The organism is Candidatus Melainabacteria bacterium RIFOXYA2_FULL_32_9 (assembly GCA_001784615.1).
Taxonomy (GTDB): domain Bacteria; phylum Cyanobacteriota; class Vampirovibrionia; order Gastranaerophilales; family UBA9579; genus UBA9579.
In genome coordinates this window covers 1-11,594 of the sequence record MFRQ01000011.1, presented here as the reverse complement: position 1 = coordinate 11,594, position 11,594 = coordinate 1, and the positions used below count along the sequence as shown (strand labels likewise).

The following is an 11,594-nucleotide window of genomic DNA, read 5'->3' as shown; positions in this document are numbered from 1 at the left end:
TTGTCCTGACCACATTTCCAATAACTTTATTATGATAAATTAAAGAAACATAACTGCCTTTTTCAAGAGGAAGCTCTTTTTCCGGCTTTCCTACCAGTATTGATTTAGCACAACCTATGGTAACATATCCTGTCATAACCCCAATATGACTTGCTATACCTAATTTTCTGGGATGACTAATACCATGCCCATCAACCAAAATAATATCTGGCTTAATTTTTACTTTATCAAGCGCATTAATTATAGCCGGAGCCTCTCTAAAAGCAAGTAAACCTGGAATATAAGGAAAAGATGTTTCCTGAGAATGATAAACTTGTTCTATAACTTCAAGTTCAGGAAAAGATAATATACAAACAGCAGCATAAATAAAACCCTGCTGCATAAAAGCAGGCTGACTTACATCAACACCTGCAATATGGCTTATTTTTCCAAACATATTTTGCTCAATAATTTTATCAGCAAGTTCTTTTTGTATTTTTATGGCTTCTTTTGGAGAAATATCCAATTCTTAAAATTATGCTCCTTTACCGGTTTCAGCTTCTTTAATATGATTTTGAATTTCTCTTCTGATTTTTCTCATTTTTTTGATTACCTTGAATTTATGAATATTTTTTAATCTTTCTTCTTCATAATACCCATAATCAGGTCTTGTAAGACCCTTTTTTTCAAGCAAGTAAGCAATAAAGCTAAATCCGCTAAAGCCGGCTTGCATTAAAACAGCTCCTGTTAAACCGCCTAACCATAACCAGCGTTTGTTAAATCTTGATAATATGATACTAGCTAAGGTCAAACTACCCGCTGATAAAAAAATTGCGTTTCTGGTTTTTATTGTACCCATTCTACCTCCGTATTATCATTAGCAGTGCTCTTATATCTTTAAACGTTAACTTAAGTTGGGTGATGATATCACCTTATCTTGTTGGCATAGCAGGTTCTGAAACTTCCTCTAAGAATTTGTAAATCTTAAATGGTTCTTCATCACTTCTTACTGCTAAATCTGCCTGAGCGATTATTCCCATAACTCTATTATCATCATTAACTATAATAATTCGTCTTATTTGATTATCTTCCATTAAATTCATTGCTGCTTCTACAGAGTCATCAAGCCCACATGTGATAGGTTTTGAAGTCATACAATCTCTAACTGAGACATTAGATGGAGTAAGATCATTCCCTACAGCGTATAAACAAATGTCCCTATCAGTAATTATCCCAACTAATTTTCCTGTTGCATGCGAGTCAACTACAGGAACACTGCCACAATTCATATCTTTCATAATATCAACAGCAACATTTACAATATCTTCCGGGACACAACATTCAGGGCTATGTGTCATTACTTCACTACATTTTCTGATTCCGATTTCTTCTTGAGACATTTTTCCTCCTCTCTTCACTAACTATTTTCAATTCTTGATCTTATTGATTCAAGAATCTCAGGAAGATCCTTACTAACCCCATTGGTACGTACAAATTCAGGTATATAAAATCCTGGATCTAAATATATTTTGTAATGCAGTATAGTTCCGTTTTGATATGGTTCTAGTTCGTAAGCCCCATATAGTTTTTTAAAAGCTCCTTCAATCTTGTTAAATTTAACTCTTTTATACTTTTCACTAGTGTCAAACAAAATTGTGTAGTTAAACATAGGCAAAATAGGACAAAATTTTATTGCCACTTGCACTTTTTGAGAATTTGGTTTGTTTTCAATTATTTTAATTTTTTTAAATCTTGATACATATTTAGGTAAACTTTCCTGATCATTAACAACTTGCCATACCTTTTCAGGTGGAGCTTGAATAAATATTTTAGCCTCTGCACCTTTTAAGTTCCCTTTTAATTCCTTACTTAATGATTTAGAAAGAACTTCACCTTTTTTTAGTTTAATAAACTCATCATATGTAACAGCTTCAGCTTTTGAAGTTACGTTAATAAACAACAATAATGAGATAAATAATGAAAAAATAAATTTAATATGAGTGTTAAAATTATAAAAATAACCCATATTATTCCCCCCTGGTTTTATTTATATATGAATATAATCAAAGATTTTCTAAGCTTCCAATAGGACGAGTGTTTAAAAGAAAAATAATCTTTTGTCGATTGATTATATTTGAATTAAAATAAATATAGAAAACTCATTGTTCCTCAATAAAGAAATTGACATGATTATGCCTTATTGTTATATTATTTAAGCGCTTCCATGGCGTATGTTCATGTTATAAGAAAAGCAACAGAGAATAAGGAATAGGCAAATGCTTGCAGTAGTTGAAACAGGTGGAAAACAATACGAAGTAACCGAGGGAAGATATATTGATGTCGAACTTTTAGACACCAATGTAGATGAGTCCCTTGTGTTTGACAAAATCGTAATGATCGTTGATGGAGAAAACACAAAAGTAGGTCAGCCTTATGTTGAAGGCGCTACAGTAAAAGCTAAAGTATTAAACCATGGCAAAGATAAAAAAATAATCGTTTATAAACAAAGATGTAAAAAAGGATATCGCAAAAAACAAGGTCATAGACAAAACTATACAAGAGTTATGATCGAAAGTATCGAATTAGTATAAGAAAAGTTATTTTAGTAAGTTAGAATAAAAAATTATTAAGGTGGTGAAAGTTTTATGGCACATAAGAAGGGTATGGGTTCAACCCGAAACGGTCGTGATAGTGCAGCGCAACGACTTGGTGTTAAGAAATTTGGCGGTGAGTTTGTAAGTGCAGGAAATATCATCATTCGCCAGCGTGGTACAAAATTCCACCCAGGAAATAATGTTGGTATTGGTAAAGATGATACATTATTCGCTCTTATTGATGGCAAAGTTCAATTTGAAAGCCATAGAAGAGATAGAAAATGCGTTAGCGTTTACGCTGCCGTTTAATAAAAAATCTATAATTATTAAAGAATCCTGATAAATATCAGGATTCTTTTTTTGTTCATAATTTTTTCTAAAAGAGATCGAGCATCTAGCTAATTACTGAGCCTTGAAATGTTTTTCTTGCGGAGATTTTGCTAAAACTTATGCTTCCATTCCAATTAACCAACTTTTCTCTGGAATAATCTTTCACCTAAGTTCCTCTTTTTATTCTTTTTCACAATAGAATAATAAAAAACTAATTAAAGTGTAAGTTTTAGCAAAATTGTAGCTTTAAAACCATTTCTTAGGCTCAGTTATTAGCGGCATAAATAGCCAGATTTTTTACCAGACCCGAAGGGTGAGTCCTGACAATAATATATGCATTCATTAATAATCTTTTTATCAGGACGAATTTAAAAAATTTGGTGACACAATCGTTCAATAAACTCTATAATAATGATTCTTTTGACGATTTAATGCATGATCCTACTGTAATTTATCAAACTAGAATTATTTTTTGAAATATTATCATCTATTGATTTTGACAGGACAAGACTCTAAAATAATTAAAAACCTTAATTTATATAAACAAAAAGGAGGCCTGTCTTTTTTATGAAAAAGTTATTAAAAGCATTTTTTCTTACTTTATTAGTAACAGGGCTTTTATATTTGACTGTTCCAACATCAGCCCTGGCAAACAATTATGACCCACCTAAAAATGGCCAGATTTCGGGTCGTTCTGTTATTGCAGGAGCATTATCACTTGTTGTGTGGCCAGGAATCGGACAAGCTGTAAACAGTAATAAAGGTGAAAAAGTTTTTACACATGCAGTGTTGGGGCTTCTTCCTCCATATCGTGTCTGGTCTTGTTATGATGCGATTGTAGATCGCAAAGGTGGATACTGGGACGGTAGAATATAACTTATCCTGATTTTCATACTTAAAGAACTGGAAATATTTATGAGATTACCTTGCTTATATAAAGTAGTAAGCATAAGTGCAGAATAAATATTTCCAGTTTCTAATTTCTTTTAATGAATATAAAAAAGAGAAATTATTTTATCGCGTAAAGTTTTCCATCCTGACTTCCTACATATAATATTCCATCAGAAATTGCAGGGGTACTCAATACTGGTTTTCCCGTTTTTAAAGCCCATTTTCTGGCACCCGTTGAGGCACTAAATGCATAAATATTACCATCAGCACTACCAACATATAATACATTATTAACTATTACAGGTGTTGAACCTGCAACAAGACCACCTAAACTCTTTTTCCATACAATTCCACCAGAATTAGCATTGATACAATATATATGCTTATCATCACTTACTGTATATATTAAATTATTTTTTGCGGCTATCGATCTGCCTATAGTTTCACCTGTAGCACGACGCCATTTAAGGGAACCGGTTAATTTGTTAGCTGCATAAACATATTTATCCCAACTTCCAAAGTAAACATTATTTCCCGAAACAGCAGGAGCAGATACTACAAAATTCTTTGTTGGAAATTTCCATTTTAACTTACCATTCTGCGTATTTAAAGCATATAAGTAATTATCATGACTGCCAATATAAAGAATGTTGTTGTTTATTGCGGGAGATGACATAATTCTATCCTGAGTTGCATATTTCCAGGCAAGAGTTCCATCTGACTTGTTTATTGCATAAACATTTTTATCCCAGCTACCAAAATAAACATAATTACCATAAATAACAGGAGAAGATGAAATCCTGTTTTCAGCTGTAAATGTCCATTTAACTGTACCTGTCTCTGCATCAATTGCATATAATTTTGAATCTCTACTGCCAATATATACTATTCCATTTGATATTACTGGAGATGAATCAACTATATTATCTGTATTAATAGACCAAGCTTCTTTTCCTGTCTCAACATCAACTGCATAAATCTTACCATTATCACTGCCAAAGAAAACTTTACCATTAGCAACAGCTGGAGAAGAGTTTACTTCTGCACCAACATCAAAACTCCATTTTAATAGGCCTTTTGGTAATATTTTAGCATTTTGATAACAATTTGTTCTCGAGGAATTAACTCCATACATTGTCCAACTATCAGCAAATGTAGCTTGAGATACATTTACAAAAAATAATACTGCCAAAGAAATTGTAATAGTTTTAAAAATTGGTTTTTTAACTTCCATATTTACTTCTCCCCCTTGTTTTGGTCTTTTTATTATTGTTGATTTAAATAAAATTGTCCTCAAACATTTAGTTTAAAAATCTTTTATAAAATCAACATGAAGATTTTAAACCTATATAAAATTAACTTTATAACTAAAAATAAGTTTTATAGTAGTTACCCTAATTTCCACAAAAAAAATCCTGCTAACCTAGCAGGATTTATAATAAACTTTATTACTCGTTTAATAACTGGTTATAAGAAGCAGCCTACAAAAATCATAACGGATTTTTTCCGCTGTCCTCAATTCAGAACAAAATAAAAATGGCATAGACTGGATTCGAACCAGTGACCGCGCGGATATGAGAGCGTTTTGGGTAGTTTTATAGAGCTTGATAGGTATTGCTAAAATTTAATCATAGTAATCCTTTGAGGTACTTTTGCAAACTTGAGAAAATTTGATAAATTTACAGCAAAGGCGTCGAAATAGTGTCAAAAAATTTTAAAGAAATATTAGTTTTTAAATAGGGAAGGATTTTATAACCTGCTTTTTTAAAAATTTCTTTATACTAAGCTTCCTCTACTCTTGAAACATTGAAAACTTTCACAAATATTACCCCATATGAACAATACTTTATTTCTCATATTATTTTGATATATAATAAACTTATAATTAATAATAACTGAATGATAATATGGAAAAATGCAAGATATCAATTATAATTCCTGTATATAATGGAGAAAAAGTCATAGGCGATTGCCTGTCCACTATTTATAATTGTGAAATTAATAATCTTAAAGAAGTTATGGTTATTGATGATGGCAGCACTGATAATACAGCTAAAATTGTTCAAAATTTTCCTTGTAAATATGTAAAAATAGAAAAAACAGGTGTAGCAAATGCTAGAAACACTGGTATAGCTATGTCAACAGGAGAAATTTTATTTTTCTTTGATGCAGACGTAAAACTAAAGAAAAATACTTTAGAAAAATTTTTAAAATATTTTGAAGAAGATAAAGATGCTTATATTATTCAGGGAAGATGGGATAAAAATTCACCAGTATCAACTTTTTCATCCGAATTCTTTTTATTGAAATACCATTTTAATTTTTTAGATTTATTTAAAGATAAGCGAAGAATATCCGTAGCTAATCTTGAAACAGGATGTATGGCCATAAAAAGAGAAGTTTTTGATTTTTTTGAAGACTTTGATACGGGCTATAAATTTGCAGGTGGTGAAGAACATGAACTTGGGTTAAGGTTACTAAGAAAGTATGAGATTTTTTATTATCCTGATATATTTGTTGAACATAAATTTGGAAGTATTCTAAAAACTTTGAACAAGATATTTTTCAGAACAACAAACTTTGCTATGCTTGCATTTAATGCAGAGAATAAAAAATTTATGAACTTGCATAAAAATTCTGCCCCAAATCAGGACAAAATAAGTATACTGTTAATATTACTGATATTGTTTGATATTCCTGTATTTCTTATTAATTTCAAAATAGCAATTATTGTACTTTCTATCCTTATATTCTCATATATAATAAATATTTATAGATTTTTAATGTATTTAAATAAAGAAAAAGACTTATTCTTTGCTATTAAAGGTGGACTAAGTGATTTTATAATAATGATTCCAAGGCTTTTTGGTCTACTTAGAGCAATATTTATATATTATATTTTGCATAAAAAAGATTATAAAATATAAAGTGATTTTCAATATGAAAGAATTTAAATTTTTATTTAATAAATTACCTTTTCAGATTATATTCTATCCAACATCAAGATGTAATGCGAATTGTTCACATTGTTATAACTTTAATAGACAAATTAATACAACGAAAAATAATGAATTATCTCTTGATGAAATAAACAGAATTTCTTCAGGCTTTGGTCATATTAAAGCATTAACTATTAGCGGAGGAGAACCTTTTTTACGAGAAGATCTTAAAGAAATTATCTCGATATTCTATAAAAATAATGGATTACAATATGTTTCTATCCATACAAATGCTTTTTTAACTCAGAAAATCAGTCAGACAATATCAGAGATTTTACAGAGCTTAAAAGGGTTAAATGTTGTAATTTGTATATCCATAGACGGAATTGGTAAACTTCATGATCAAATTAGAGGCGTACCTGATGGATTTAATAAAGCAACTGATACCATAAAAGAATTAAAAAAAATTAAAAAGATTTTTAATAATCTGTATTTAGTTTCCAGTACAATGTACAGTCATTCAACACAGGATACTTTCCTCCAGACATTTGATTATATACAAAACGAGATTACAGGAATTAAACCTTCATTAAGCTTTATTAGAGGTAACACCCATATTAATGAAGAAAAAAATGTTAATATAGATGGTTATGAGAATTTTTATAGTAAATATAAATCCATTAAAGATAAATCAATTAAACCTTTATCACCTATGGCATTAAAAGAAACCCTTGAAAACATAATCAATAAAATAGTTATAAAAAATCATTTAACAGGAAAACAGAGTATTCCTTGCCAAGCGGGCCAAAAATTAGTAGTTATTTATGAAAATGGCGATGTTTATCCTTGCGAAACGTCTAACCAAAAATTTGGTAATTTAAGGGATGTAAATTACGATATAAAGAAGCTTTTATGCTCTAAAGAAGGAATGAAGATTAAAAGAAAAATAAAGCAAGATGGTTGCTCTTGCACTTGGGAAAATATTATCTTGGTAAATCTAATATTCAATTTAAAATCTTATCCGGCTATCATTTATAACTGGTTTCGGCTATTTATATTGAATAAATAATGCCAAGATTATATAAAAGGCAAATCCGAGATTTTATCTTTCTAATTTCAAACATACAATGAATTTTAGTAAGGTAGGTTGGGTCAAAATAATTTTAACCCAAAATTTTAAATAATATTCCATTTGTCAAATAATGAACAAAACAAAAATGGCATAGACTGGACTCGAACCAGTGACCGCGCGGGTATGAGCCACGTGCTCTACCAACTGAGCTACTATGCCACTATAACAAAATATTATTCAACAATTCTAAAAAAATATCAAGCTTGAAGAATAGTTCATAATTTTTTACTTTCTTAATCTTTTATATTAATCTTTTAAAGAAAATATCAATTATAAGAAGTGAATATGCAACAATTCTGAGAGAAATTCGTGCAGGCATGACACAAGATGCAGTTATTGAAGCTTTAGATTCTCCAAATATAGTAACTAAGAATGCAACTTGGGTTTATGAAAAAATGTCCAGAGAAATTATAGCGTTAGATAGTAATAAACATGGAATCTTAATAATTTTAGGTGCAGCAATAATAAAGAGAAATATTCCAGTAATTGATTAATTTTCATATCATTGTAGGAAATTTTAATGGGAAATAAATATATGAAAAAGGAATTGAGATGCTTATTGGGATTATATCTTTTAGCTTCGTTGTTTATTTATCCAATTACCTGTTTTAAAGCTGCTTTTGCTGAACCAGTTGAGAAAACACCACTTCAAATCCGTGAATATCAAACGAGAAATTACAACACCCAAGATACAAAGATGGTAATGAAGGCTATAATTAATGCACTTCAAGATGATGGCTATATTTTAGACAATTTTAATATAGATTTGGGCATTATTACTGCAACCAAAGAAGTTGAAGTAATAACAAAAAATGCAGCAATAAAAAAAATTGCAGACATTGCTTTAACAGGTTTAATAGGTGTAGCTGCTACTTCTGCAAGTCATAAAGGTTATACAGACAATTTAAAAATAAGTGCTACAGCAAATATAAGCAACTTTAATGAACATATTAAAGTCAGACTAAATTTTGCTGAAAGAAGAGATACTGCTGAAAATCGAATTAAATCAAAATCTATTGATAATGAGATTTTTTACCAAGAATTTTTCTCTAAACTAGATAAGAGCTTGTTTATACAGAAAGAGAAAATTTAAGGTTATAAAACCAAATATTAATAAGCTTTATTTCAAAAAGCATAGCTTATTTTTGTGGGCTATTTCCTACATATTAATTCCGGTTTATTCCAATTTTTTGTTCCTGTTTTGTCACTCTTAATGTATTTTTGTAAGAAAAAAACATACTGCTTTTTTAGGTTTATTCTTATCTGCAAGTACGGGTTATGGAAACACAGAAACACTTAAAGCCCTGAAGGTTCAGGACTTTAGTTATATTATTTTCCTAAATAGCCTATTTTAAGAATATGAGTCACGTACTCTACCAACCGAGCTACTATGCCATTACAACAAGATATTATTCAACAATTAACTATAAACTCTTTATTCTATTATCAGGGCTTACAATACTCGTAATTCTGAGACCAAAGTTATCTTCAATAACTACAACTTCACCTTTTGCAATTAATTTACCATTTGCATAAAGCTCAACAGGTTCTCCAGCAACTTTATCAAGTTCAATAATCGAACCTCTGGTTAGTTCTAAAACTTTTTTAATAGGAAACTCTGTTCTACCAAGTTCTACAGTTAATTTGAGCTTAACATCCATGAGTAAATCAAGGTTTTTACTGGTATCACCATAATTATTTGTTAATTCATTAAAAGCGGCAAACTGAACTGGTTGAACAGTAACGGGCCTTTCTGAATGACCTATTTCGTACCCGGTTGAAGATGAACCGGATACAGATGATGACTTACTGTGACCGGAATCAGATTGAGAATTACCAGAATTAATCGTAGCAGCCACATTCTCGATCATAGTGTTCATTAAATTCATTAATTTTGAAACCTGATCTTTAGCGGCAGACAAAGATATTACCTGTATCATTTCGCTGTTAATCAAGTCACCAACTTTTAAATCAAAACATATAGCGATAATTGGACCTTTAATAGCATCTGTTTCCAGCTCTTGCTTTTCTTCTGCTTCTTGATGCTTTACAGTTGGAGCAGAAATTTCAATACTTGTATTAAACATAGAAGATAATGCTGTAGCAGAAGTTCCCATCATCTGATTCATAGCTTCTCCAACGGCACTTAATTGCAATTCTCCAATTTCAGGGTTTTTTACTTTACCATCTCCACCCATCATTAAATCAGCTATAATTGCGGTATCCTGAGCTTCTAAAATTAAAACAGAAGATCCTTGAAGTCCTGTTGTATAGTCAATTTCTATAGATACAAAATCTTTTAATGAGTTACAAATCTGTTCTATACTTTCATACTCTTTTACTTTTGGAGTTGTAACTTCAACTTTATTTCCTAACAGCATAGAAAGAGTAGTAGCAGCTGATCCCATGGAAATATTGCCTATTTCTCCAAGGGTATCTACCTCTTTAGAAGTTAAATATTTTAGATCTCCTGTGCTTTCGGACAAATCCTCACCTGAAGAACCTTCATTATTAGAATTTCCTGTAAGCATATTATCTATGTCTTCTTGAGATAATTTTTCGCTCATAGCTACTCCAATTCATTTATTTTTCTTATTATATTTTTATTCATTGTAGTCATTTTCATCCACTATATCTGTGACGTTAACAGCAACTCTACCGTTATGAATGCCTGGCCTGGCTAAAAACTTTGGTATTTGGTTAACTTTAAGAACCAGATTATCTTTTACCAGACTATCCAGTTTTAAAACATCGCCTATTTTTAATTCGAACAAATCCTTGACTGTAATATCAGCACTACCTAACATTACATTAACCTGCATACTGGAGGTGCCTAATCTGGTGAGAATCTTCTGTTTATCCTCAGCTGTACTAATCATACCCTTTGTCTGGAAGATATGTTGTGAACTTAACTGACTAAGTACACTCTCTAAAACGGGATATGGAAAACATAAACTCATTAACCCTGAATGTCTTCCTGATATTTGAATTTCTAAAGTAACTAGAGCTACAATTTCTCCAGGGCTTGTTATTTGTATTAAGGTATAATTGCTATCTATTCCAACAACTGCACCTTGGGCTGGAAGAATACTTTTCCAGGAATCTTCAAGTGTTTTTGTAATTTTATCCAAAACTTTTCTTGATAAAGCTTCCTCAATATCAGTTAGTTCTCTTGCTTTTGTTTCACTTATTCCTGTACCGCCAAGCATTCTATCAACAATACTTGATGTAACTTCATGGCTCATTCCAAGTAAAATTTGCCCGGGTAATGGATTTAATTCAAGAATACCTATTGTTATAGGATTAGGCATTGAACGTGCAAATTCATCATAGGTTAACTGGTCAACTGATACAACGTCTATATCAATATGCATCCTTAAATAAGCAGTTAAAATAAGAGCTAATTGTCTTGAAAATTCTTTATGAATATCATGTAATGCCCTTAAATGATCTTTTGAAAATTTATCAGGTCTCCTGAAGTTATAAAGTTTATATCCCTTCTTATCTTCATCAGAAGACATGCCTTCTATTATAGCAGTATCTTGCAAGACAATATTATCTTGCCTTCTGACCTCCTCTATATTTTCTAAGCCAACAGCAAGAGAAGACAACAAATTATCTATTTCTGATTGTGATAGAATATCCGGATCAGACATCCAAAATTCTCCTACTGTATGATAAAGTTACCAAAACTAACTCTTAATACTTCTCTTTCACCGGCAAATATTG

At 30.7% G+C, this 11,594-nt stretch carries 12 protein-coding genes, 1 tRNA gene and 1 pseudogene (1 of these 14 running past the window's edge); 6 read left to right on the top strand and 8 right to left on the bottom strand.

Annotated features, from left to right (window positions below; translation table 11 throughout):
- The 4 genes and pseudogenes from A2255_08180 to A2255_08165 form a co-directional block, all read right to left on the bottom strand.
- A pseudogene (locus tag A2255_08180) lies at positions 1–505 on the bottom strand (hypothetical protein) (it extends 164 nt beyond the left edge of the window).
- Positions 506–514: 9 nt separating this feature from the next.
- On the bottom strand, positions 515–838 hold the full coding sequence (locus tag A2255_08175) for a hypothetical protein (GenBank protein OGI23337.1): 324 nt from the start codon (positions 836–838) through the stop codon (positions 515–517).
- A 73-nt stretch (positions 839–911) separates the two neighbouring features.
- Positions 912–1,379, bottom strand: coding sequence for a hypothetical protein (locus tag A2255_08170; GenBank protein ID OGI23336.1), 468 nt, complete (start codon positions 1,377–1,379; stop codon positions 912–914).
- 17 nt (positions 1,380–1,396) lie between these two features.
- Positions 1,397–2,005: a hypothetical protein gene (locus A2255_08165; protein ID OGI23335.1), complete on the bottom strand. Its 609-nt coding sequence runs from the start codon at positions 2,003–2,005 to the stop codon at positions 1,397–1,399.
- A 250-nt stretch (positions 2,006–2,255) separates the two neighbouring features.
- On the opposite strand from A2255_08165, the gene A2255_08160 reads away from it, so the two are divergent.
- The 3 genes from A2255_08160 to A2255_08150 all read left to right on the top strand — a co-directional run bounded on the left by A2255_08160 (position 2,256) and on the right by A2255_08150 (position 3,779).
- Positions 2,256–2,570 (top strand): 50S ribosomal protein L21, encoded by a 315-nt coding sequence (locus A2255_08160; protein ID OGI23334.1) that lies wholly within the window; start codon positions 2,256–2,258, stop codon positions 2,568–2,570.
- Between the two features lie 54 nt (positions 2,571–2,624).
- Positions 2,625–2,882, top strand: a complete 258-nt coding sequence (locus A2255_08155) for a 50S ribosomal protein L27 (GenBank protein ID OGI23333.1) — start codon at positions 2,625–2,627, stop codon at positions 2,880–2,882.
- Positions 2,883–3,470: 588 nt separating this feature from the next.
- Positions 3,471–3,779, top strand: a complete 309-nt coding sequence (locus A2255_08150) for a hypothetical protein (GenBank protein OGI23332.1) — start codon at positions 3,471–3,473, stop codon at positions 3,777–3,779.
- Between the two features lie 133 nt (positions 3,780–3,912).
- Here the strand turns inward: A2255_08150 and A2255_08145 are convergent, their stop codons facing one another.
- Positions 3,913–5,028: a hypothetical protein gene (locus A2255_08145; protein ID OGI23331.1), complete on the bottom strand. Its 1,116-nt coding sequence runs from the start codon at positions 5,026–5,028 to the stop codon at positions 3,913–3,915.
- Positions 5,029–5,701: 673 nt separating this feature from the next.
- Between A2255_08145 and A2255_08140 the strand changes: the two genes are divergently transcribed.
- A complete protein-coding gene (locus A2255_08140; GenBank protein ID OGI23330.1) occupies positions 5,702–6,721 on the top strand; it encodes a hypothetical protein in 1,020 nt (339 codons plus the stop codon).
- Positions 6,660–7,802 (top strand): hypothetical protein, encoded by a 1,143-nt coding sequence (locus tag A2255_08135; GenBank protein OGI23329.1) that lies wholly within the window; start codon positions 6,660–6,662, stop codon positions 7,800–7,802. The genes A2255_08140 and A2255_08135 overlap by 62 nt, the downstream gene beginning before the upstream one ends.
- Before the next feature lie 149 nt (positions 7,803–7,951).
- Here the strand turns inward: A2255_08135 and A2255_08130 are convergent.
- Positions 7,952–8,024 (bottom strand) — tRNA-Met (locus A2255_08130).
- A 361-nt stretch (positions 8,025–8,385) separates the two neighbouring features.
- Between A2255_08130 and A2255_08125 the strand changes: the two genes are divergently transcribed.
- Positions 8,386–8,958 (top strand): hypothetical protein, encoded by a 573-nt coding sequence (locus tag A2255_08125; GenBank protein ID OGI23328.1) that lies wholly within the window; start codon positions 8,386–8,388, stop codon positions 8,956–8,958.
- A 331-nt stretch (positions 8,959–9,289) separates the two neighbouring features.
- Here the strand turns inward: A2255_08125 and A2255_08120 are convergent, their stop codons facing one another.
- The gene (locus A2255_08120; protein ID OGI23327.1) at positions 9,290–10,432 is read right to left on the bottom strand and encodes a hypothetical protein; all 1,143 of its coding nucleotides are present in this window, start codon (positions 10,430–10,432) and stop codon (positions 9,290–9,292) included.
- Positions 10,433–10,468: 36 nt separating this feature from the next.
- Entirely contained in the window at positions 10,469–11,521 is a 1,053-nt protein-coding gene (locus A2255_08115; GenBank protein ID OGI23326.1) for a flagellar motor switch protein FliM, read from the bottom strand.
- Positions 11,522–11,594: the final 73 nt, after the last annotated feature.

Excerpts from the sequence above, each read along its gene's own strand:
- A2255_08175 (OGI23337.1), bottom strand. The coding sequence starts at position 838 with ATGGGTACAATAAAAACCAGAAACGCAATTTTTTTATCAGCGGGTAGT.
- A2255_08170 (OGI23336.1), bottom strand. The coding sequence starts at position 1,379 with ATGTCTCAAGAAGAAATCGGAATCAGAAAATGTAGTGAAGTAATGACA.
- A2255_08165 (OGI23335.1), bottom strand. The coding sequence starts at position 2,005 with ATGGGTTATTTTTATAATTTTAACACTCATATTAAATTTATTTTTTCA.
- A2255_08160 (OGI23334.1), top strand. The coding sequence starts at position 2,256 with ATGCTTGCAGTAGTTGAAACAGGTGGAAAACAATACGAAGTAACCGAG.
- A2255_08155 (OGI23333.1), top strand. The coding sequence starts at position 2,625 with ATGGCACATAAGAAGGGTATGGGTTCAACCCGAAACGGTCGTGATAGT.
- A2255_08150 (OGI23332.1), top strand. The coding sequence starts at position 3,471 with ATGAAAAAGTTATTAAAAGCATTTTTTCTTACTTTATTAGTAACAGGG.
- A2255_08145 (OGI23331.1), bottom strand. The coding sequence starts at position 5,028 with ATGGAAGTTAAAAAACCAATTTTTAAAACTATTACAATTTCTTTGGCA.
- A2255_08140 (OGI23330.1), top strand. The coding sequence starts at position 5,702 with ATGGAAAAATGCAAGATATCAATTATAATTCCTGTATATAATGGAGAA.
- A2255_08125 (OGI23328.1), top strand. The coding sequence starts at position 8,386 with ATGGGAAATAAATATATGAAAAAGGAATTGAGATGCTTATTGGGATTA.
- A2255_08120 (OGI23327.1), bottom strand. The coding sequence starts at position 10,432 with ATGAGCGAAAAATTATCTCAAGAAGACATAGATAATATGCTTACAGGA.
- A2255_08115 (OGI23326.1), bottom strand. The coding sequence starts at position 11,521 with ATGTCTGATCCGGATATTCTATCACAATCAGAAATAGATAATTTGTTG.